The following is a 21,225-nucleotide window of genomic DNA, read 5'->3' on the forward strand; positions in this document are numbered from 1 at the left end:
TAAAAAAGCGCACCGCTTTGCGATGCGCTTATTTTGAGCGGACCAGATCCAAGCAGCATGTTGCCAGCGGAACGACTATCGACTTGTCGAACAAACGGCAGACGCCCCAGCGGCCCGCGAGTCTTCAGGTTTCAGTTGACCGAATCCTTCAGCGCCTTGCCTGCCTTGAAACTCGGCACCTTGGCAGCGCTGATTTCGATCGGCTGACCGGTTTGCGGGTTGCGGCCAGTGCGTGCAGCACGCTCCTTGATGGAGAAAGTACCGAAACCTACCAGAGCCACGGAATCGCCTTTCTTCAGGCTGTCGGTGACGCTCTCGATCATTGCGTCGAGTGCACGGCTTGCGGCCGCCTTCGGAATGTCGGCGGATGCGGCAATGGCTTCGATCAGCTCGGACTTGTTCACTCTTCACCCCTTGACTGTTACGAGAATTACTGGAAATCGGCGCAAAAACTCAGGTGGTTAACGCGATCACAGCAAAGCCGCAATTTATAGCAATGCCATGAAACGCATGTCAAGCAATACCCGCGCCAAACCGCATCATGGCGGGATTCTTGCCCCGCCATGATGGGGAAATTACATTTAATGCGTACTAATTGATGTGCGCGAAGAAGAAGAACCTTCCGGACGGTTATCCTCCCCGTCATTTTCCTTCTTGCCTGCTAGCGCCACGTCAAGAACTTCATCAATCCACCGTACAGGGCGGATATCCAGAGCGTTCTTGATATTGTCCGGAACCTCTTTCAGGTCCCGACGATTCTCTTCCGGGATAAGCACAATCTTTATACCACCGCGCCGCGCCGCCAGCAATTTCTCCTTGAGACCGCCAATCGGCATCACTTCACCACGCAGGTTGACCTCCCCCGTCATGGCCACATCACAGCGTATCGGCCGCTCGGTGTAGGCCGAAACCATCGCCGTGACCATGGCAATCCCTGCACTGGGGCCATCCTTGGGCGTTGCGCCCTCGGGCACGTGAATATGAAGGTCTTCCTTCTCGAAGCGCTCGGGGTCGACTCCCAGTTGCTCGGCCTTGGCACGCACTACGGTATGGGCAGCACTGACCGACTCCTTCATGACATCGCCCAGCGAGCCCGTCTTGTTGACGCGGCCTTTCCCCGGCGTGACGACAGACTCGATATTGAGCAGCTCACCACCGACAGATGTCCAGGCCAGACCGGTGACGCGCCCCACCTGATCCTGCTGATCGGCCAAACCATAACTGTAGCGCCTGACCCCCGCGTAGGTTTCGATATCATCTCCCGTCAGCGACTGGGGCGCCTGGGCTCCGGCCTTGCCCTCAGCCTCGACCCGCTCACGCAGAACCTTACGGCAGACCTTGGCGATCTGGCGCTCCAGTTCGCGCACACCGGCCTCACGCGTGTAGTAACGGATCAATTCCAGAAGACCATCGTCGCTGATAGACAGCTCATCCTCTTTCAGGCCGTTGGCCTTGAGCTGCTTGGGCAGCAGGTAGCGCCTGGCAATGGCGAGTTTCTCGTCCTCGGTATACCCCGGCAGACGAATGATCTCCATACGATCCAGCAAGGGCCCGGGGATATTCATCGAATTTGCGGTGCAGATGAACATCACCTCGGAAAGATCGTAATCCAGCTCCAGGTAATGGTCGTTGAACTTGTCGTTCTGCTCCGGATCGAGCACCTCGAGCAGCGCCGAGGACGGATCGCCACGATGGTCCATGCCGATCTTGTCGACTTCGTCGAGCAGGAACAGAGGGTTCTTGACGCCAGCCTTGCTCATGCGCTGTATCAGCTTGCCGGGCAGGGAACCGATGTAGGTACGCCGGTGGCCCCGAATCTCGGACTCATCACGCACACCGCCAAGCGCCAGACGCACATATTGTCGATTCGTCGCTCGCGCGATGGACTGCCCCAGCGATGTCTTGCCGACCCCAGGAGGTCCGACCAGGCAGAGCACCGGCCCCTTGAGCTTCTTGACCCGCTTCTGTACAGCCAAGTATTCGAGAATGCGTTCCTTGACTTCCTCGAGGCCGTAGTGATCCTCGTCGAGTACCGAGACCGCCCGCGCCAGATCATGCTTGACACGCGTACGCTTCTTCCACGGCACGGCCAACAGCCAGTCGAGGTAGGACCGCACCACCGTGGCTTCGGCCGAAGTCGGCGCCATCATCTTCAGCTTGCCCAGCTCCTGAGTGGCCTTGTCAATCGCCTCCTGAGGCATGCCGGAGTCTTTGATCTTCTGCTCGTACTTCTCGGCCTCGTTGGGCACATTTTCGAGCTCGCCCATCTCCTTCTGGATGGCCTTCATCTGCTCGTTGAGATAGTACTCGCGCTGCGACTTCTCCATCTGGTCCTTGACGCGGGACCGGATGCGCTTTTCGACCTGCAGCAGATCGATCTCGGACTCGATCAGCGCCATCAAATGCTCGATCCGATCGCGGACGCGATCCATCTCGAGCAGCTCCTGCTTGTCACCGATCTTCAATGACAGATGGGCGCAGATGGTATCGACCAGACGACTAGGATCCTCGATGCCTTGCAACGAGTTGAGCACTTCGTTGGGCACTTTCTTCGACAGCTTGACGTACTGCTCGAACTGATTGAGCAGCACGCGAACCAGCGACTCCTGCTCGCGCTCGGTCAGCGGATGGCTTTCGCGCACCACGGCTTCGGCTACGCTGTAGCCCTGCTCAACCGTATCGACGGAGCGGATGTCGGCACGAAAGCTGCCTTCAATAAGCACCTTGACGGTTCCGTCGGGCAGCTTGAGCAGTTGCATGATATCCGCCACGGTACCGACTGAAAAAAGGTCGCCGGACTCCGGATCGTCCTGTCCCGCCTCTCGCTGCGCGACGAGCAGAATACGCTTGTCGTTCTCCATGGCGGCTTCCAGTGCCTGGATCGACTTCTCACGACCAACGAACAGGGGAATGACCATCTGCGGGTAGACAACCACATCCCGCAGGGGAAGAAGGGGCAGACTCAGGGTCTGTTCAGCGTTCTGCTCCATCGCAGACGTTCCTCGATATTCGGGTGGGTGGGCCACCGGGGGGTGGCACTCGCATGCCCAGTAATATGGGGGTGAAGAAGAAAGATGCAACCGCGGCCGGGCCCGATAGCACGGCAATAAAGATAGGATCTACCTAACAAAAGGGGGCCTGTCGGCCCCCTTCTGCAAGCCTGTCTGACGCATCAACCGTCCTGGCCTGCCACCTTGCTCTCTTCCTGCTTGGAATAGATCAGCAATGGCTCGCTGTCACCGGCAATGACCGAGTCATCGATCACGACCTTGGTAACGCCTTCGAGCGAAGGTACCTCATACATGGTGTCAAGCAGAACCGACTCGAGAATCGAGCGCAACCCACGGGCCCCCGTCTTGCGCTCCATGGCCTTGTGAGCGACGGAACGCAGAGCGTCTTCGCGGAAGTCGAGTTCCACGCCCTCCATCTCAAACAGCTTGGCGTACTGCTTGACCAGTGAGTTCTTGGGCTCCGTCAGAATCTGGATCAAGGCATCCTCGCTGAGCTCGGTCAGCGTTGCGATCACCGGCAGACGCCCGACGAACTCGGGAATCAGACCGAACTTGACCAGATCCTCAGGCTCGACGTCAGCCAGCACATCCCCGACACCTTTGGCCGAATCTTTGCTCTTGACGCTGGCGTTGAAGCCGATCCCCCCCTTCTCGGCGCGGTCACGAATGACCTTGTCCAGTCCGGCGAAGGCGCCACCCACGATGAACAGGATATTCCCGGTATCGACCTGCAGGAATTCCTGCTGAGGGTGCTTGCGTCCTCCTTGGGGAGGCACCGAGGCCGTGGTGCCCTCGATGAGCTTCAGCAGAGCCTGCTGCACCCCTTCGCCGGAAACGTCACGTGTGATCGAGGGGTTATCGGACTTGCGCGAGATCTTGTCGATTTCGTCGATATAGACGATGCCGCGCTGTGCCTTCTCGACATCGTAATCGCACTTCTGCAACAGCTTCTGGATGATGTTCTCGACATCCTCCCCGACATAGCCCGCTTCGGTCAGTGTCGTTGCATCGGCGATCGTGAAAGGAACGTTCAACAGGCGCGCCAGCGTCTCGGCCAGCAGCGTCTTGCCGCTGCCGGTAGGACCGATCAGCAGGATGTTGGACTTGCCAAGTTCAACGTCCTCTGACTTCACACCAGCACGCAGACGCTTGTAGTGATTGTAAACGGCGACGGAAAGCACCATCTTGGCGCGATCCTGGCCAATCACGTAGTCGTCGAGCGTATTGCGTATCTCACGCGGAACCGGCAGCCGATCCTCGTCGCCTTCAGCGTCGGCCTCCAGGACTTCTTCGCGAATGATATCGTTACACAGATCGACACATTCGTCGCAGATATAGACGGAAGGACCCGCGATCAGCTTGCGCACTTCGTTCTGGTTCTTGCCGCAGAACGAGCAGTACAGCAGTTTGCCGTTCTCGTCTTTGCCTTTGCCGTCGGCCATTCGCTTACCTCTTGATGGTGGCGGTCATAGACCGCCGGAAATGCATGTATAGGTTAAACGCTATCAGGATGCAGGGCGCTTATCCAGCACGGCATCGATCAGGCCATATTCAACCGCTTGGCCACCATCCATGAAGTTGTCACGATCGGTATCCCGCGCGATCGTTTCGATATCCTGACCGGTATGGTGAGCCAGGATCCGATTCAGCTTGTGACGTATCGTCAGAATCTCACGCGTGTGAATTTCGATGTCCGCCGCCTGGCCCTGATACCCACCCAGCGGCTGATGGATCATCATGCGGGAATGCGGCAGGCAGTAACGCTTGTTCTCCGCCCCCCCAGCGAGCAGCAATGCCCCCATGCTGGCCGCCTGGCCGATGCAGACAGTGGAAACGTCCGGCTTGATGAACTGCATGGTGTCATAAATCGACATGCCGGCCGTCACCGAGCCACCCGGTGAGTTGATATAGAGATGAATATCCTTGTCCGGATTTTCAGACTCGAGGAAAAGCAGCTGCGCAACCACCAGATTGGCCATGTAATCCTCGACCTGGCCGACCAGGAAGATGACACGCTCCTTTAGCAGACGGGAATAGATGTCATAGGCCCGCTCACCGCGTGCACTCTGCTCCACAACCATCGGAACCAGGCCGCCTGCGTTGCTGATGTCGAACTCGTTACCCATTGCGTGACTTCCTTAATCCGGTGACTGAGAGTCCTGACTAGTGACCCGGCCGAAGCCGGGTCCTGATGTGCGCCTGTATCGCAAACCACCAGCAGCATGACGCTGGAGGCTCGCTGCGCTTTATCCTATCCAAGCTCATAACTGCATTATGTACTTAGCATTTCTGCCGCTTCGATGGCAAGAAGCCGTACATGATTCAGGCTCAGGCGCCTTGTTCTTCCTCTGCCGCTTCTTCGGCCTCATTTTCCTGCTGGGCCGCCTGCAGAACCTGCTCGTAGGACATGGTGACTTCATTTACCTGAGCCTGCTCGAGCAGCTTGTCAACCGCCTTCTCTTCCAGCAGAGCGGACTTGATCTGGCTCTTCATCTGGTCGTTCTTCAGATAATACTCGACCACCTGCTCGGGCTGCTGGTACTGCTGGGCCAGCTCCTCGACGCGTGCCTTGATTTCATCGTCGCTGGCATCAAGCTCATTGACCTTGATGACTTCTGCCAGCAGCAAGCCCACCTGAACGCGGCTCCTGGCCTGCTCGGCAAACAGCTCATCCGGCAACTGTGAAACGTCGAAATCTTCCCCCAGGCCGAACTGCTGCGCAGCCTGACGCTTGAGGCCATCCGTTTCCTGCTGCACCAGAGCCTGAGGCACGACGATCTCGTTGGCTTCCTTCAGCGCCTCGAGTACCTGCTGCTTGACGCGATTCTCGACGGCTTGCTTGACTTCGCGTTCCATGTTCTTTTTGACTTCGGCACGGAACTTCTCGACATCGCCATCTTCGACGCCGAACTTCTGAATGAAGTCGGCATCCACTTCAGGCAGCTGCTGGGCCGATACCTTGTGCACCTTGACCTTGAAAGTCGCTTCCTGGCCGGCGAGATGTTCGGCCTGGTAATCTTCCGGGAAAGTGACCTTGATTTCGGTCTCGTCGCCCGCCTTCACACCAGCCAGTTGCTCTTCGAAACCCGGGATGAAGCTGTTTGAGCCGAGTACCAGATCGTGTCCTTCGGCCTGCCCCCCTTCGAAGGGTTCGTCACCCAGGAAGCCCTGGAAGTCGATCGTGACCTGATCGCCCTCGGCAGCCTCACGCTCGACTTCCTGCCAAGCGGCATTCTGCTTGCGCAGCGTTTCGATCATCTGATCGACGTCGGCGTCGGTGATTTCGGCGTTGGGGCGTTCAACTTCGACCCCTTCGATAGAGGCCAGTTCAATTTCAGGGTAGATCTCGAGTGTCGCCACGAACTCGAGATCCTTGCCGTCCTCATTGACTGTCGGCTCTATGGCCGGGAAGCCGGCAGGGTTCAGGTTCTCCTGGGTAATGGCCTGAACGTACTGCTGACGCATTACTTCGCCCACCACTTCGTTACGCACATCCCGACCAAAGCGCTGACGCACGACCGCCATGGGAATCTTGCCGCGACGGAAACCATTCAGACGAACGCTCTTGGCGGTCTCCTGAAGGCGTGCGGCTACTGCCTGATCCACTTCGGAGGCCGGCACTTGAACGGTGACGCGACGTTCGATCTGGGAAGTCGTCTCAACGGAAACTTGCATGAATGATCCTCTACCGACTGGGGGCGTTCTCGAAATGCGTTAAAGACGAGGATTCTAAGAATCCCGGTACGTGCTGGCAAGCACGCTTTGGAGTCTTTTATGGGGGCACAGGCACGAATTACAAGGCGCTCAGCCGGTTCGCATTCAAGAAAGACGCGAATTGGCCGACAGGGCGACAGGGCGACAGACAGCGAAACCCCAAGCGGGTTCATCACGGTAGCGGAACAGCAAGAATGCCCTACATCGAGGATGATGGGCGGAATTAAACGTACCGCCACTGACATGGCGCCCGCTAACTCGATGCTTGAACGAAGGAAGACATGAAGCGGAGAGAAACATAGAAATACGTCAATGGGGTGGATGATGGGGATCGAACCCACGACCACCGGAGCCACAATCCGGGGCTCTACCACTGAGCTACATCCACCATGACGTATATGAAGCATGCCGACAGGTCGGCCAATCACTAACACAGGCAATGGGGTGGATGATGGGGATCGAACCCACGACCACCGGAGCCACAATCCGGGGCTCTACCACTGAGCTACATCCACCATAACCTGCAAACACTCTCGCCGGGCTGACCGATGCGTCATCTTGGCGCGCCCAGCAGGACTCGAACCTGCAACCTACGGCTTAGAAGGCCGTTGCTCTATCCGGTTGAGCTATAGGCGCATTCCGAGGCTGTCACTCCGAGCCTTGCCCCTGAAGGGGCGAACCGTATGGTCGGGGTAGAGGGATTTGAACCCCCGACATCCTGCTCCCAAAGCAGGCGCGCTACCAGACTGCGCTATACCCCGTCCTTTCGGCGCGACCGGAACATCGCCAATCGAGCCCGTCGATGCGCTGCGTATTTTACGCAACTTTAATGTCGGGTCAAGCCCTTACAGACAATATGCCCTTATCGGGGCTTGGCATGGATCGCCAGGAGAGTTTCAGGAGAACTCGCGTTGACTGGCGCCCGGGGCATGCGAGAATTGCCTCCTCGCTACTCGCGTCTTCAACAGTCTGGCATACAAGGGAGAGGGGATGACCGCTCAATTGATCGATGGCAAGGCAATTGCCGCACATGTGCGCGAGAACGTGGCTCGCCAAGTCGAGGCTCGCCGTGAAGCAGGAAAGCACATTCCAGGCCTGGCCGTCGTCCTTGTCGGTCAGGATCCCGCTTCCGAAGTCTACGTTCGCAACAAGCATCGCGCCTGCGAGCAGGCCGGCATTCACTCGTTTCGCCACCAGCTGCCGGCCGACACCTCCCAGCAGGAACTCGAAGCCCTGATCGACCGCCTCAATGCCGACCGCAGCGTCGATGGCATTCTGCTGCAACTGCCGTTACCCGAACATCTCGACTCGCGCCCCATCCTCGAACGTATCCATCCCGACAAGGACGTCGATGGCTTTCATCCCTACAATCTTGGTCGGCTGGCGCAGCGCCTGCCGGTACTACGCCCCTGCACCCCCAAGGGCATCATGACACTGCTGCAGGCAAGCGGTATCGAGCCGCGTGGACTCCACGCCACGATTGTCGGAGCATCCAATATCGTCGGCCGCCCCATGGCGCTGGAGTTGTTGCTGGCGGGATGCACCACGACCATCTGCCACCGCTTCACGCGGGATCTGGCCGCTCAGGTCGGCGCAGCGGACATTCTAGTCGTTGCGGTCGGCAAACCGGGTCTGGTCAAGGGAGAATGGGTCAAGGAGGGTGCCGTCGTCATTGATGTAGGCATCAATCGTGACGCCAGCGGTCGGTTGCACGGCGACGTGGAGTTCGATACGGCAGCGGCTCGAGCCAGCTACATCACGCCGGTGCCAGGTGGAGTGGGTCCCATGACCGTCGCGACACTGCTTGAAAACACGCTGTTCGCGGCGGAACTTCATGACGCCATGCATGACTAAGGCATTCACGTTAAAATGGATGCCTGACACGAGCGAGGAGAACGCAATGAGCGACGAGAAGACCATGAACGTGGAAAGCTTCAACCTTGACCACACCAAGGTGAAGGCCCCCTACGTCCGCCTGGCCGGCATCAAGAAGGGTGAACATGGCGACGAGATCCACAAGTATGACATGCGTTTCTGCCAACCCAACCAGGCTCACATGGAGATGCCCGCGCTGCACTCTCTCGAGCATCTGATGGCGGAACTGTCGCGCAACCATACCGACAAGATCGTCGACATCAGCCCCATGGGCTGCCAGACAGGCTTTTACGTCGCACTGATCAATCATGACGATTACGACGACACGTTGAATCTACTGGAAAAGACACTGCGTGACGTGCTGGAAGCGGAAGAGGTTCCCGCATGCAACGAAATGCAGTGTGGCTGGGCGGCAAGCCACAGCCTGGAAGGCGCCAAGGAGCTGGCACGCAGCTTTCTGGACAAGCGCAACGAGTGGAGCCAGGTGTTCGCCTGATCCCCTACTCCCCTCTCGCCCATCACAAGGTTCTCTCCGACACATGCAGAAAATAGGCATTATTGGCGCCATGGCAGAGGAAGTCGCTCTGCTGGCCTCGCATCTCGAGAATTGCGAAACCCATCAACGCGTCGGCTCGACTTTCTACACCGGTCAGTTGCACGGGGTTGAAGTCGTCATCCTACAATCCGGTATCGGCAAGGTGAATGCCGCTGTCGGCACGACGCTGCTGCTCGACATGTACCATCCGGATGTCGTGATCAACACCGGTTCCGCCGGAGGATTCGGTGAAGGCCTGAGTGTCGGCGATGTGGTCATCTCGAGCGAGGTACGCCACCACGATGTGGATGCCGTGGTCTTCGGCTACGAGCATGGCCAGGTACCGCGCATGCCGGCGGCCTATCTGCCCGACCCCAAGCTGGTCAAGGTGGCACGCGAATGCGTGGAGAGCCTGGGCCATCTGCATGTCGTCGAAGGCCTGATCTGCACGGGCGATGCCTTCATGGCCTGTCCGGAGTCTGTCGAACGCGCCCGCCAGCGCTTCCCGTCGATGCTGGCCGCTGAAATGGAAGCCGCTGCCATCGCCCAGACCTGCCATCTCTATGGTTGCCCTTTCGTGGTGATCCGTGCGCTTTCCGATATCGCCGGTCAGGAGTCCAATATCTCCTTCACGACATTCATCGATCAGGCCGCCACGCATTCGGCAGAGGTCGTCGAGGCGATGGTCAAGCGCCTGGGTACGCCGGTCAAGGCTTTAAGCGACGCCTGAAAGAACGCCGTCCAACAAAAAACCGCGAGTCCCCCTGAACTGCACCCCGAAAGTTGGACAGCCAAGCCAACCTTCGGGGTGTTTTTATGAAGAAGCAGTACGACGAAAGGTTCAAGCTGCGGGTGGTGCAGCAGTGTTTACGTGAGGACACCAGCCTAAGGGAGTTGGCTCGCCAGCATGGCCTGGACGAGTCGAGCCTACGGCAATGGCGGGACAACTACCGGCAGCATGGCGCGCTGGGCCTGCGCAGGAAGTACCGTCACCGCAGTGCGGCATTCAAGCTGGCGGTACTTGAGAGGATGTGGCGGGATGGCTTGTCACGGCGCCAGGCTGCTGTCCTGTTCGATATCCGTGAGTGTGGTGCTATTGGCAGATGGGAACAGCAGTATCATAGTGGAGGATTGAGCGCGCTGGCGCCGAAGCGAAAGGGACGACGCCCGATGGCCAAGAAGCCTTCTTCATCGCCACCCCCGCCTGATCGCGAACGCTCCCACGAGGAGTTGCTCGAGGAACTGGCGTACCTGCGGGCGGAGAACGCCTACCTAAAAAAGCTCGATGCCTTGACCCGCGAGAAGCGGGCGGCGATGCGGGGCAAAAAGCCCAAGCCGTCCAAGGGTTAAGGAATGAGCATCCGCTGGTTCTGCTGCTACGTGCGGCAGAGCTGCCGCGCAGTACCTTTTACTCCCGGATCAAGGGGCAGGACGCTGCCGATCGGTACGCCTCCCTGAAGGCGCGTATCCAGGCAACCTATGAACGTCACCAAGGGCGCTATGGCTATCGTCGTATCACTGCTGTCCTCCGCCAGGCAGGCGAGACGATCAATCATAAGACTGTCCAGCGCTTGATGCAGCAACTGGGCTTGAAATCTCTGGTTCGGCCAAAGCGGTATCGCGCTTACCGAGGATCGGTAGGGCGTGTAGCTCCCAATGTACTCGACCGCCAGTTTCAGGCCCCCGGTCCCAACCAGAAGTGGGTCACTGATATCACGGAGTTCAACATCGACGGGCAGAAGCTGTATCTCTCCCCCATCATGGATCTCTACAACGGCGAAATCGTGGCCTATCAGACCGGTAGGCGTCCCGACCTCTCACTGGTGAAGCGCATGCTGCATCAGGCGTTTGGCCGCTTGAAGAACTCGGACCGGCCACTGCTGCACTCCGATCAGGGGTGGCATTACCAGCATCCCGCCTATCGTGCCCTGGTGGCAGGGCAGGCGCTGACGCAAAGCATGTCACGCAAGGGCAACTGCCTGGACAATGCCGCGATGGAGAGTTTCTTTGGCACCCTGAAAGCCGAGTACTTCCATCTGAGCCGGTTCGACACTGTCGAGCAGTTGCAGCAGGGCCTCGACCGGTACATCCATTATTACAACCACGAGCGAATCAAGATGAAACTAAAAGGCCTGAGCCCCGTGCAATACAGGACTCAGGCCTTGAGCGCCGACTGAATGAACCGTCCAACTATTGGGGGGCACTTCAGTCCCGGCTGCGGGTTTTTGCTTTCTGCGCCCGACTAGCGCCTCATGGCCCCATCAACGCTCAAGCAGCCAGGTTGTGCCCTCCCGCGAATCCTTGAGCACGATTCCCATGGCGGCCAACTCGTCACGAATCCGATCGGCTCGGGCAAAATCCCGGGCCTTCTTGGCCTGCGCCCGCTCGGCAATGCGTGCGTCTATGTCGCTTTCGGCTATCGGCAGCGCCACGGCCTCCCCTTTGAGGAACAGCGCCGGGTCCTGACCAAACAGTCCGAGCACTTCCCCCAGACGCCTCAACTCGAAGGCGAGTGCCGGGGCCTGAGCGGGACTCTCCTTTCTGGCACGGTTGAGCTCGCGTGCCATCTCGAACAGCACCGCCAGGGCTTCCGGTGTATTGAAATCATCATCCATCGCAGTGCCAAAGCGCTCGGCAAAGTCCTCTCGCACTTGGCCCTCGACAGGCTCGACACCGTCCAGTGCGTTGTAGAAACGTTCAAGCGATTTGCGAGCCTCGACCAGGGCATCGGGTGCATAGTTGATCGGGCTGCGATAATGGCTGGCCAGCAGCAAGTAGCGCACCACTTCCGGATCGTGGACTTCGAGCACCTCGCGGATGGTGAAGAAGTTGCCCAGCGACTTGGACATCTTTTCCCGGTTGACCCGCACGGCACCGGCATGCATCCAGGTGTTGACATACTTCTTGCCCGTTGCCGCCTCGCTCTGGGCGATCTCGTTTTCATGGTGCGGAAAGGTCAGGTCAGGTCCGCCACCATGAATGTCGAACGTGTCGCCAAGACAACAGGTCGACATGGCCGAACATTCGATATGCCAGCCGGGACGTCCCGCCCCCCACGGGGATTCCCAACTTGCCTCTCCGGACTTGGCCGCTTTCCATAGCACGAAGTCCAGCGGATCTTCCTTGTACTCGTCAATCTCGACCCGCGCACCGGCCCGCATCTCGTCGGGGTCACGGTTGTTCAGCTTGCCGTAGCCTTCGAACCGGCGCACCCGATAGTAGACATCGCCGTTGGCGGCGGGATACGCATATCCCTTGTCCACGAGGCGCTCGATCATGGCCACGATCTCGGCCAGATGTGCCGTGGCACGAGGCTCTTGGTCCGGACGCAGAACGCCGAGGCGATCCTCGTCCTCATGCATGGCCTCGATCATGCGGGCCGTGAGATGGTCGAACGGCTCGCCATTCTCGTCGGCACGCCGCAGGATCTTGTCATCGATATCGGTAATGTTGCGGACGTAAGTCACATCGTATCCCCGGGCACGCAGATAACGCGTGATGACGTCGAACGCCACCATCACCCGAGCATGACCGATATGGCAGTAGTCGTAGACGGTGATACCGCAGACATACATGCGTATCCGCCCCGGCTCGAGAGGGACGAAGGGTTCTTTGCGCCGCGTCAGGGTGTTGTAGATCTGCATGGTGCGCCTACCCCTTGTTCTGCGCCTGCTTGTGCTGTTCTTTCGCCCAGCTGTCCTTGAGCCCTACCGTACGGTTGAAGACCAGAAGGTCGCCGCGACTGGCATGGCGATCCGCACAGAAGTAGCCCACCCGCTCGAACTGAAAGCGGCTTTCCGGCTTGGCTTGCGCCAGGCTCGGCTCGGCGAAGCCCTGAACCACCTCCAGCGACTCGGGATTGAGATGATCGAGGAAGTCCCCGTCACGATCGCGATCGGGCGCCTCGAGCAGGAACAGATTCTCGTAAAGCCTCACCTCCACGGGCACTGCATGTGCCGCGCTGACCCAGTGAATCACACCCTTGACTTTGCGGCCTTCGGGATTCTGCCCCAGGGTGTCGAAATCCACGCTGCAGTGCAGCGCCTCGATCTCTCCAGCCTCGTTTCTAATCACCTCGTCGCAGCGGATCACATAGGAATTGCGCAGGCGCACCTCCTTCCCCGGCGCCAGACGGAAGAACTTCTTGGGCGGCTCCTCCATGAAGTCGTCCCGATCGATCCAGATCTCGCGGCTGAACGGCAGACGCCGAGTCCCCATATCCTCACGTGCCGGATGCCCGGGCACCTCGAACGCCTCGTCATGATTCTCGGCCACGTTGGTCAACACCACCTTGAGCGGCTTGAGAACGCACATGGCACGCGGCGCGTTGTCTTCCAGGTCGGCACGGATGGCATGATAGAGCATGGCGATGTCCACCAGGCCGCCATCGGCCCGGGTCACGCCGATCATGTCGCAGAACTTGCGAATCGACGCGGGTGTGTAACCGCGACGCCGCATTCCGGAAATCGTCGGCATGCGCGGATCGTCCCAACCATCGACGATCCCATTGTCGACAAGCAGCTTGAGCTTGCGCTTGGAAGTCACGGTATAGGCCAGATTGAGCCGCGCAAACTCGATCTGGCGCGGCTGCGACGGCACCGGCAGATTGGCCAGGAACCAGTCGTAAAGGGGCCGATGGTCCTCGAACTCCAGCGTGCACAAGGAATGCGTCACGCCCTCGATGGCATCGGACTGGCCGTGCGTGAAATCATAAGAGGGATAGATCTTCCACTTATCCCCCGACTGATGATGACTGGCATGGCGGATACGGTACAGAATCGGATCGCGCAGATTGATATTCGGCGATGCCATGTCGATCTTGGCGCGCAGCACCTTCTCGCCTTCGGCGAATTCGCCCTTGCGCATGCGCTCGAGCAGATCGAGGTTTTCCTCCGGCGAACGATCCCGATACGGGCTTGGCCGTCCCGCCTCGGTCAGCGTGCCGCGATACTCGCGAATCTCGTCCGGCGACAGGTCATCGACATAGGCCTTGCCTTCGCGCACCAGCTCCTGAGCCCAGCTATAAAGTTGATCGAAGTAATCGGAGGCGTAGCGCACCTTCCCCGCCCACTGGAATCCCAGCCACTCGACATCGGCCTTGATGGCATCGATGTAAGCCTGTTCCTCCTTGGCAGGATTGGTATCGTCAAAGCGCAGGTGGCACCGCCCATTGAACTGTTCGGCGAGCCCGAAATTCAGACAGATCGACTTGGCATGGCCGATATGCAGGAACCCGTTGGGCTCCGGCGGAAAGCGGGTCACGATCGTCTCGATCTTGTGCCCCTCGACTTCCTCGCGGATCTGATTACGAATGAAATTCGGGGCGCTGGGGCTGTCGTTGCTCATGGGGCGTCAAAAAACCTCTATGCATTGGCGGAGACGAAAAGACAGAACTTTGCGGCTGGCAAGCCGCCCGCTGTTTCGCCCTTCGGTACAAAACCGCTATTATAGCGCGACGCCTGCGCGCAAAGCCAAGACGCACTCAATCTGCTAAATCAGGAACTCATCATGATCGTTCTGCATACCAATTACGGCGACATCACCTTGCAGCTGGACCATGACAAGGCACCCAAGACTGCAGCCAACTTCGAGCAGTATGTGCGTGACGGGCACTATGATGGCACTCTCTTTCATCGGGTCATCAACGGCTTCATGATCCAGGGGGGCGGCTTCGATCAGGATTTCGAGCAGAAGCCCACCCAAGAGCCGATCGAGAACGAAGCCGACAATGGTCTGAAGAATCGCAAGGGTAGCATCGCCATGGCGCGGACCCAGGACCCTCACTCCGCGACCGCGCAATTCTTCATCAACATCTCCGACAACGATTTTCTCGACCATCGTAGCAAGGACATGCAAGGCTGGGGCTACTGCGTGTTCGGCGAGGTCATCGAAGGCATGGATGTAGTCGAAAAGATCAAGGCAGTCTCGACGACACGCCGCGGCATGCATGCCGATGTCCCTGCCGACGATGTCGTCATCGAACGAGCCGAACTCAAAAACGACTGAGCCCGATCGTCGCTTCTGCTGCGCGCCCGCCACGGCGGGCGTGTCATTTTCAGGCCTGACCGAGGCACGACATGACCACGCTGTTGATCTCCGACCTCCACCTGCACCCCGGCGCTCCCGCCATTGCCCAGGGTTTTCTGAACTACCTGCAACAGCGAGCCCGACACGCCGAAGCGCTCTATATCCTCGGCGATTTCTTCGAAGCGTGGATCGGAGACGATTACCGCAGCGACTTCGAACAGCGGATCATCGATGCCCTGCACCGCCTGACGACCGGCGGTACACGGCTCTATTTCATGCATGGCAATCGGGATTTCCTGATCGGTGAAGGTTTCGCTCGGGATACTGGTGCGACCTTGCTTGACGATCCCAGCGTCGTCCGGCTCGGCAGTGCCCCTGTTCTGCTGATGCATGGCGACAGCCTGTGCACCCGCGATGAGGCCTACATGAAGTTTCGTGCGATGGCGCGCAGTCCCGAGTGGCAGGCCCAGATTCTCGCGCTTCCGATCGAGCAGCGCCTCGAGCTGGCAAACAGCCTGCGCATGCAATCCGGCGATGCCAACTCATCCAAGGCGGAGGACATCATGGATGTCACGCCGGACGAGGTTGTCAGGGTCATGAAAGCTCAGGGCGTGTTCACGCTGATACACGGCCACACCCACCGCCCCGCAGTACATGACTTCGAGATCGATGGACATCCCGCCAGGCGCATTGTCCTTGGCGACTGGCAGCCCGAGCGTGGCTGGGAAATCGTTATCGAGGAAGGCCATTCCCCCGAGCTACGTCCCCTCCCCCTCTGACGCGACGCACGGAGCGTGCCGGCCGAATCATGTCGCCAGTGTCGCGTCACACCTGACGCAGCCTGGCACGAACCTCAGAGCCTGACTGCTCCGAGAGGGCCCGCCAGCGCATCAGTACCGGCGCATCGGTCATCGATACCTGACGCAGCAGGCGAGCGAACTCCTCGCGCACCTGTACATCGCCCGGGTTGACCAGGGTTAACCACAACTCGAGGGCGTTGAGCTGATGATGCCGGTTCTCATGCTCACGGGCATAGCCGAGCGCCTGTTCGGCCAGCGTACGCACACTGGCGGAAGAATAGCCGAGGTGATGGCGAATCCTGGCCAGCTGCATCGAAAGCTCGGGCAGATAAAGCGTATTGCGCTCGCGTGCCACCATCAGGCACTGATCCACATAATCCTCGCCACGCGCATATTCTCCCAGCGCCAGGCATGCATCGCCGTACAGCAGGAAGGGACGCTGATAGCGGTCCTGCCCGGCCACCTCCGCAAACTGCTCCATGCTGGTTTCGAGGATGCCCAGCCCGCCCCGATCGCCTGACAGTACCTGACACCAACCGAGTGCCCCCTGTGCCGACACATGCCAGAGATGCAAATCCGGTGTGCGCGTCAGCTCATAGGCACGTTCTGCACGCAGTTTCGCCAATCGGATATGGCCCAACTGCCGATACATGGCAGCGGCAAACAGCAGCGCCATGGCCAGCGACCCTGGATGATTGAGGGTTTCAGCCAAGCGGATCGCCGCCTCGGCCTGCTGCTCGGCACGCCGATACTCGCCTCTCAGACATTGCGTCCAGCCCTGGTAGCAGGCAGCCGCCACTTGGGGGTGGTCGGAAAACGGCAACCAGTCGAGCATCATCGGCTGATGCAGGGGATCGATCTCCTCGAGATGCTCATAGGCGTGACGGATACGACCCGCCCAGTATTCGCAGTGTGCCTGAGCATAGTCGGCCAGGCGGCGATAGCGTGGATCGGCAAGCTGGTCGGCCAGCGACGCCAGGCGCGATGCCAGCGAGAAGGCGTCCGCATGTGCATGGCGTTGGCTGCACCCTACCCACAGGCCCCACTTGACCAGAAAGAACTGCTCCAGGTCCGGCTCGTCGTCGGGGCCACTGGTTTCATAGCTCAGCAATTTGCGGGCCTGAACGAAACTGTCGTGAGCCAGGGGCGACCCATAGCCTTCGAGCGCGAACGCCGCCTGGCCACGCACCGTCAGCAAACTGATCTCCCGCTCTGCCTGCCCCGTCTCGATATGGCGCAGGCTGGCCAGTCCGGCATCTGCCATCTGCAGCGCCGTGCGGTTAGCGCTGACCTTGAGCGCCTCGCGTGCCGCCAGTTCGAAGTAGCGTGCTCCCCGTGCGTAATGGCCGCTGCGATGCAGATGTGTGGCGAAGTATCCCGGACGGCGGCTGATCCATGCAGGAAAGCGCTCCTCGATCAGCGACACGATCTGCTGATGAGTGCGGGTACGCACGTCCCGAGGACAGGAGAGATAAGCGGCTTCCTGCAGTAACTGGTGGGTGAACTCGTACTCGAACTCGGAGTCGGGAGTACACGGCTCGATGATCTCGAGACGCCGCATGTGATCGATGACCTGCTTGAGGCGACTCTCCTCGAGGCCTGTACATTCGCGCAGCAGGCTAAGGCGTATCTGCCGCCCCAGCACGGCAGCCACATGCGCGACGCTGCGATCCCCTTCCAACTGATCGATACGACTGGCCAGCAGGCCCAGCAGGCCGCGTGGCAGCTCGTCGGGTTGAAAGCTGCGCCCCTCGCGGCGATCCATGTCGAGACGCCGACAGATCTCCTGCAGATACAACGGCACGCCATCGCAACGCTCGATCAGTTGGCCCCGCAGCCGCGGGCTCAGATGCAGGCGGTAACGTCTCGCCAGATGTGACAGGAGCCGTGAAGACTGCATGGCATCGAGACGCTCGAGGACGACCTGCTGGTCCCAGTGCAGGCGAATAGGCAGTGGTTCGCGCCCATGATGGCTGGCCATGAACAGGAACGGACTGTTGATGGGCAGGCGTACCTGAAGGCCGGCCAGCACCTTCAGAGAAGGTTCATCCACCCACTGCAGATCATCGATCATCAACACCAGCGGCTTGGCGGCGGTAATCTGCTCGACCAGGCCATGCAGCGTACGCACTACCCATTCGATGACTTCACCGTTTTGCGGGATCGTCTCTTCCGGCGCAGCCTCGCTGATGCCCAGCGCACCGCGCAGCAGGGCCATCCGCTCCGGCGTCAGTCCCGACAGCAACGGCTGGGCTTCGAGCAGCTTCTGCAGGCTCGCCTCATCGAGGTCACGGCCGAAATGCCAGCGCAACAGTACCCGGGCCACCCCGAACGGCGCCTGTGCCAGTAACCGCGTGGCGGGCAGCCAGCACAAGGCCAGATCCTTGCTCTCTTCCAACTGACGAAAGCTGACCATCAGTGCCGACTTGCCCATTCCCGCCGCTCCCTGCACCAGCACACTCTGGCGCAGGCCGATCCCGACCCGGGCCAGCGCATCACGCAACTGCCGCAACGCTCCCTCGCGTCCGATCAGGCTAGGCAACGCGGTCTTTCGTCCGCTCTCGCTAGTCCCCAGCACCAGCGCGCGCAGACGCACACGCCCATCCGCCGAGATCAGTCGCGAGGACAGGCGCGGCTGCAGGTCGAGAGCCGGCGGCATGTGCTGGCTGGCGTCCTGGGAAATGACCAGCTCGCTCCCCTGGGCGGCACTCATCAGCTCCAGTGCCGGCTGGGTGACCTGCCCCAACGGGTCGGCCAACTGACGCTCCGGCAGGTAGACGACCTGCCCGCTATGCAGACCGGCCGACAACTCGAAACAGGGCGCCTCCCCTTCGCCGCTCCAGTACCGGCCAGTTTCTTCGGGAAGCTGTTGGCGGCAATGTTCGTAGAGTGCCACGAGCTCGGCCAGTTGATGTGCCGGGCCGTGCGTGCCAAAACACGCCAGCCCCAGCCCGCCCGTCGCGCCAGGTAGCCAGAATCCCCCCAAATGCCGACATTGACGCTCCAGCCAGCGCATCAGGTCGAGCTGCAACGTCAGGCAGGCACATATCTGGGAGCGATCCTGCCAATCGCCTTGCAGATGCAGTCGGATCGCCATTACCGATAGCTGGCGATGCTCGATCTCACCGGGATGCAAGGGTGCGCTGTCCAGCGACAGCACCCGGGAAAACGCACCCTGAGGCGTCACTTCGGACGCCGGGTCGAGCCCATTGTCCGACCAGTAGCGGGCCAACTGCAGAAATCCCGGCTCGGGCTGCTGTCCGGAAAGCGCCAACAGCTGCAGGTAGGCATTGAACTGTTCATGGGCCGCCGCCGCCTGCCCCTGTTCCGCCAGTTGACGCACCAGACGCTCATGGAAAGGCCCGTATCCCGAAAACCGGCTCACCAGTTGACGCAGCACGACGTCCGGCACCCGGGACTCGCTTGCCAGCACGCTCTCGGCGAATTCGATGACGCGTTGCCGCCACTCGCCGCGCTCCTTGAGCAGCCAGCGCTGGAATTCACCGCATTGAGGAAGGTGCAACTCTTCGACCAGGTCGCCGGGATAGAGCTTGAGCAGGGACTCGAGCGAGTCGATCGAGGGAGGCGAGCCGAGCAGTTCATCCACCCGGGACAGATCCAGCGACCAGGCCGTTGGCAGCGTCAGGGCGATGGTCTGCCTCGATACGCTGAGCACCTGATCGGCATCTTCCCCCAGACTCTGACGGAGACAATGCAGGGCATGACGCAAGTTGGTACGCCCGGAAGAGACGCCCTGATCAGGCCAGAGCATCTCGGCCAGCGCGGCACGGCTGGCGGGCTGGCGGCCGTGCAGCAGCAGATAGACCAGCAAGGCCTTGACCTTGTCGTAGCTGAACTGGGTCAGCGTTTCGCCATCTGACGTCAGCGCAAAGTGACCAAACAGCGATAACCGTACGTTGCCCGGGTTGTCCTGCATCATTGTTATCGTTTCCTGCGTTGTGCTGCCATGAACGGTGCTTTGCTAGGCGGCCGACGGCAAACCGCTATGAAAGCGGAAGCTGGGATCCGGCGATTCGATCAAGGCCTTCTCGCAGCGGGCGAAGAAGGCAATGCGATCATCGAGCGGCTCCTCGGCGTAACGCCTCGCCAACATCAGATAATCCTCATAGTGGCGCCCTTCCGACTTGACCAGAGCCCGGTAGAACTTGGCAAGCTCGTTATCGAGATGCGGAATCAGACATGCAAAGCGTTCGCAGGAACGTGCCTCGATGAAGGCGCCGACAATCAGTATATCGGCCAGCCGCTCGGGATCTTTGCCCCTGACATGCCGCCGCAGGCCTTCGGCATAACGCGAGGCACTCAGATGACGGTAGTCGACTCCCCGCGCCCGCATGATCGTGACCACCTGCTCGAAGTGGAGCAGCTCCTCGCGGGCCAACTGAGACATCTTCTCCAGCAAGTCGGGATGATCGACATAGCGGTACATCAGGCTCATGGCCGTCGAGGCGGCCTTCTTCTCACATTGGGCATGATCGATGAGCAACAGTTCCTGCTGCTCCAGCGCCGCATCGACCCAGGCCGCAGGCGTGGGGCATGGCAGAAAATCCCGCAATTCGGGAGACAACAACGTATCTGGCGAATCTTGCATGAGATCGGTCACGATAAGGATTCATCTAAAGACAGCGAGTTAAGACGCGCCTCGGCGGCCTGCATCAGTTCGGCATGCAGTGCCTGATAGAGCATCACGGGTTCCAGCCCCACGCCAAGCCCGCAGGGCACGAGACCATAGCGGGTGATGTCATTGATCCGCGTACGCCCGACTCGCAGCAACTCGACGGCCCGCGATAGCGGCGGTTGCGCATCGCGAAAACGAATGCCGTAGCGCAGCAGCTGCACTTCCAGCCTTTCCGCATCGACGACCCGCAGGTAGCGGCCCGCCACGTCGATGCGCAGGGCATCGAGCTGGCACACCCGCAGGCGGCGTTCACCATCGCCGAAGCCAAACCAGTCATGGATTTCCCTGTCGGTCCGCTGGCAGCCCCGGCACACCCGGTCACCTACCGTTGTCGAGCACAGCCCTACACAAGGGGAAACGATACGTTCGGTCATGACATCTCACCTGGGTCCGGGCGTTCATGGTATCGCGAGTCGCGTCGGACAGCGACCGCACCACCCCGCTGCCCGCCAGCCATCATGCCCCGCAGACCGGCTCCGTTTGCTACAGACAAGCATCGCTCCACCAAAGTTCAAGCGATGCCAAGGGGAGCCGTCTTAACATTGTCGACAGTTTCAAGTAGAATCC

General features: G+C 59.9%; 16 protein-coding genes and 4 tRNA genes. 6 read left to right on the plus strand and 14 right to left on the minus strand.

Features of this window, described 5'->3' with window-relative positions; all coding sequences use genetic code 11:
- Nucleotides 1-131: 131 nt before the first annotated feature.
- From hupB to ACYQ12_RS11265, 9 genes are all read right to left on the minus strand, one after another.
- A complete protein-coding gene (gene hupB, locus ACYQ12_RS11225; protein WP_459871581.1) occupies nucleotides 132-404 on the minus strand; it encodes a nucleoid-associated protein HU-beta in 273 nt (90 codons plus the stop codon).
- A 177-nt stretch (nucleotides 405-581) separates the two neighbouring features.
- A complete protein-coding gene (gene lon / locus ACYQ12_RS11230) occupies nucleotides 582-2,990 on the minus strand; it encodes an endopeptidase La (protein ID WP_459871584.1) in 2,409 nt (802 codons plus the stop codon).
- Between the two features lie 182 nt (nucleotides 2,991-3,172).
- Nucleotides 3,173-4,453, minus strand: coding sequence for an ATP-dependent Clp protease ATP-binding subunit ClpX (gene clpX / locus ACYQ12_RS11235; protein WP_459871587.1), 1,281 nt, complete (start codon nucleotides 4,451-4,453; stop codon nucleotides 3,173-3,175).
- A 63-nt stretch (nucleotides 4,454-4,516) separates the two neighbouring features.
- Nucleotides 4,517-5,137, minus strand: coding sequence for an ATP-dependent Clp endopeptidase proteolytic subunit ClpP (gene clpP, locus ACYQ12_RS11240; protein WP_459871589.1), 621 nt, complete (start codon nucleotides 5,135-5,137; stop codon nucleotides 4,517-4,519).
- A gap of 202 nt (nucleotides 5,138-5,339) precedes the next feature.
- Entirely contained in the window at nucleotides 5,340-6,686 is a 1,347-nt protein-coding gene (gene tig / locus ACYQ12_RS11245; RefSeq protein WP_459871592.1) for a trigger factor, read from the minus strand.
- 352 nt (nucleotides 6,687-7,038) lie between these two features.
- Nucleotides 7,039-7,113 (minus strand) — tRNA-His (locus tag ACYQ12_RS11250).
- A 52-nt stretch (nucleotides 7,114-7,165) separates the two neighbouring features.
- Nucleotides 7,166-7,240, minus strand: a tRNA-His gene (locus ACYQ12_RS11255).
- Between the two features lie 44 nt (nucleotides 7,241-7,284).
- Nucleotides 7,285-7,361 (minus strand) — tRNA-Arg (locus ACYQ12_RS11260).
- Between the two features lie 48 nt (nucleotides 7,362-7,409).
- Nucleotides 7,410-7,486 (minus strand) — tRNA-Pro (locus ACYQ12_RS11265).
- 229 nt (nucleotides 7,487-7,715) lie between these two features.
- Between ACYQ12_RS11265 and folD the strand changes: the two genes are divergently transcribed.
- The 4 genes from folD (at nucleotide 7,716) to ACYQ12_RS11285 (ending at nucleotide 11,312) form a co-directional block, all read left to right on the plus strand.
- A complete protein-coding gene (gene folD / locus ACYQ12_RS11270) occupies nucleotides 7,716-8,579 on the plus strand; it encodes a bifunctional methylenetetrahydrofolate dehydrogenase/methenyltetrahydrofolate cyclohydrolase FolD (protein WP_459871595.1) in 864 nt (287 codons plus the stop codon).
- A gap of 46 nt (nucleotides 8,580-8,625) precedes the next feature.
- Complete coding sequence (locus ACYQ12_RS11275) at nucleotides 8,626-9,096, plus strand: S-ribosylhomocysteine lyase (protein ID WP_459871598.1); 471 nt, start codon at nucleotides 8,626-8,628, stop codon at nucleotides 9,094-9,096.
- Between the two features lie 43 nt (nucleotides 9,097-9,139).
- Nucleotides 9,140-9,865, plus strand: coding sequence for a 5'-methylthioadenosine/S-adenosylhomocysteine nucleosidase (gene mtnN / locus ACYQ12_RS11280; RefSeq protein WP_459871601.1), 726 nt, complete (start codon nucleotides 9,140-9,142; stop codon nucleotides 9,863-9,865).
- Nucleotides 9,866-9,951: 86 nt separating this feature from the next.
- Nucleotides 9,952-11,312, plus strand: a protein-coding gene (locus tag ACYQ12_RS11285; RefSeq protein ID WP_459870552.1) for an IS3 family transposase whose coding sequence is annotated in 2 segments (ribosomal slippage) — nucleotides 9,952-10,408 and nucleotides 10,408-11,312 — 1,362 coding nt in all. Because the reading frame shifts where the segments join, the coding sequence is not laid out codon by codon here.
- An 84-nt stretch (nucleotides 11,313-11,396) separates the two neighbouring features.
- Here the strand turns inward: ACYQ12_RS11285 and cysS are convergent.
- Nucleotides 11,397-12,779 carry a cysteine--tRNA ligase gene (gene cysS / locus ACYQ12_RS11290; protein WP_459871603.1) on the minus strand — a complete coding sequence of 461 codons (1,383 nt, stop codon included), beginning with the start codon at nucleotides 12,777-12,779 and terminating at the stop codon, nucleotides 11,397-11,399.
- Between the two features lie 7 nt (nucleotides 12,780-12,786).
- Nucleotides 12,787-14,481, minus strand: coding sequence for a glutamine--tRNA ligase/YqeY domain fusion protein (locus tag ACYQ12_RS11295; RefSeq protein ID WP_459871606.1), 1,695 nt, complete (start codon nucleotides 14,479-14,481; stop codon nucleotides 12,787-12,789).
- 162 nt (nucleotides 14,482-14,643) lie between these two features.
- On the opposite strand from ACYQ12_RS11295, the gene ACYQ12_RS11300 reads away from it, so the two are divergent.
- Together ACYQ12_RS11300 and ACYQ12_RS11305 are read left to right on the plus strand one after the other, a co-directional pair.
- On the plus strand, nucleotides 14,644-15,141 hold the full coding sequence (locus ACYQ12_RS11300; protein ID WP_459871609.1) for a peptidylprolyl isomerase: 498 nt from the start codon (nucleotides 14,644-14,646) through the stop codon (nucleotides 15,139-15,141).
- A gap of 71 nt (nucleotides 15,142-15,212) precedes the next feature.
- A complete protein-coding gene (locus ACYQ12_RS11305) occupies nucleotides 15,213-15,941 on the plus strand; it encodes a UDP-2,3-diacylglucosamine diphosphatase (RefSeq protein WP_459871612.1) in 729 nt (242 codons plus the stop codon).
- Nucleotides 15,942-15,987: 46 nt separating this feature from the next.
- On the opposite strand, the gene ACYQ12_RS11310 is transcribed toward ACYQ12_RS11305, so the two are convergent.
- Genes ACYQ12_RS11310 through ACYQ12_RS11320 form a run of 3 tightly spaced genes read right to left on the minus strand, consistent with a single transcriptional unit; the run spans nucleotide 15,988 to nucleotide 21,032 of the window.
- A complete protein-coding gene (locus ACYQ12_RS11310; protein WP_459874506.1) occupies nucleotides 15,988-19,899 on the minus strand; it encodes an ATP-binding protein in 3,912 nt (1,303 codons plus the stop codon).
- A 45-nt stretch (nucleotides 19,900-19,944) separates the two neighbouring features.
- Nucleotides 19,945-20,571 carry a MiaE family protein gene (locus tag ACYQ12_RS11315; RefSeq protein WP_459871615.1) on the minus strand — a complete coding sequence of 209 codons (627 nt, stop codon included), beginning with the start codon at nucleotides 20,569-20,571 and terminating at the stop codon, nucleotides 19,945-19,947.
- A gap of 8 nt (nucleotides 20,572-20,579) precedes the next feature.
- Nucleotides 20,580-21,032 carry a DUF1289 domain-containing protein gene (locus ACYQ12_RS11320; protein WP_459871617.1) on the minus strand — a complete coding sequence of 151 codons (453 nt, stop codon included), beginning with the start codon at nucleotides 21,030-21,032 and terminating at the stop codon, nucleotides 20,580-20,582.
- Nucleotides 21,033-21,225 lie beyond the last annotated feature (193 nt).

It is taken from the genome of Halomonas shantousis, assembly GCF_054654615.1.

Bases quoted from the DNA above. Each gene is read 5' to 3' on its own strand.
- ACYQ12_RS11305 (WP_459871612.1), top strand. From the start codon at position 15,213: ATGACCACGCTGTTGATCTCCGACCTCCACCTGCACCCCGGCGCTCCC.
- tig (WP_459871592.1), bottom strand. From the start codon at position 6,686: ATGCAAGTTTCCGTTGAGACGACTTCCCAGATCGAACGTCGCGTCACC.
- ACYQ12_RS11320 (WP_459871617.1), bottom strand. From the start codon at position 21,032: ATGACCGAACGTATCGTTTCCCCTTGTGTAGGGCTGTGCTCGACAACG.
- lon (WP_459871584.1), bottom strand. From the start codon at position 2,990: ATGGAGCAGAACGCTGAACAGACCCTGAGTCTGCCCCTTCTTCCCCTG.
- cysS (WP_459871603.1), bottom strand. From the start codon at position 12,779: ATGCAGATCTACAACACCCTGACGCGGCGCAAAGAACCCTTCGTCCCT.
- mtnN (WP_459871601.1), top strand. From the start codon at position 9,140: ATGCAGAAAATAGGCATTATTGGCGCCATGGCAGAGGAAGTCGCTCTG.
- folD (WP_459871595.1), top strand. From the start codon at position 7,716: ATGACCGCTCAATTGATCGATGGCAAGGCAATTGCCGCACATGTGCGC.
- clpP (WP_459871589.1), bottom strand. From the start codon at position 5,137: ATGGGTAACGAGTTCGACATCAGCAACGCAGGCGGCCTGGTTCCGATG.
- ACYQ12_RS11310 (WP_459874506.1), bottom strand. From the start codon at position 19,899: ATGCAGGACAACCCGGGCAACGTACGGTTATCGCTGTTTGGTCACTTT.
- ACYQ12_RS11275 (WP_459871598.1), top strand. From the start codon at position 8,626: ATGAGCGACGAGAAGACCATGAACGTGGAAAGCTTCAACCTTGACCAC.
- ACYQ12_RS11295 (WP_459871606.1), bottom strand. From the start codon at position 14,481: ATGAGCAACGACAGCCCCAGCGCCCCGAATTTCATTCGTAATCAGATC.
- ACYQ12_RS11300 (WP_459871609.1), top strand. From the start codon at position 14,644: ATGATCGTTCTGCATACCAATTACGGCGACATCACCTTGCAGCTGGAC.
- ACYQ12_RS11315 (WP_459871615.1), bottom strand. From the start codon at position 20,571: ATGCAAGATTCGCCAGATACGTTGTTGTCTCCCGAATTGCGGGATTTT.
- clpX (WP_459871587.1), bottom strand. From the start codon at position 4,453: ATGGCCGACGGCAAAGGCAAAGACGAGAACGGCAAACTGCTGTACTGC.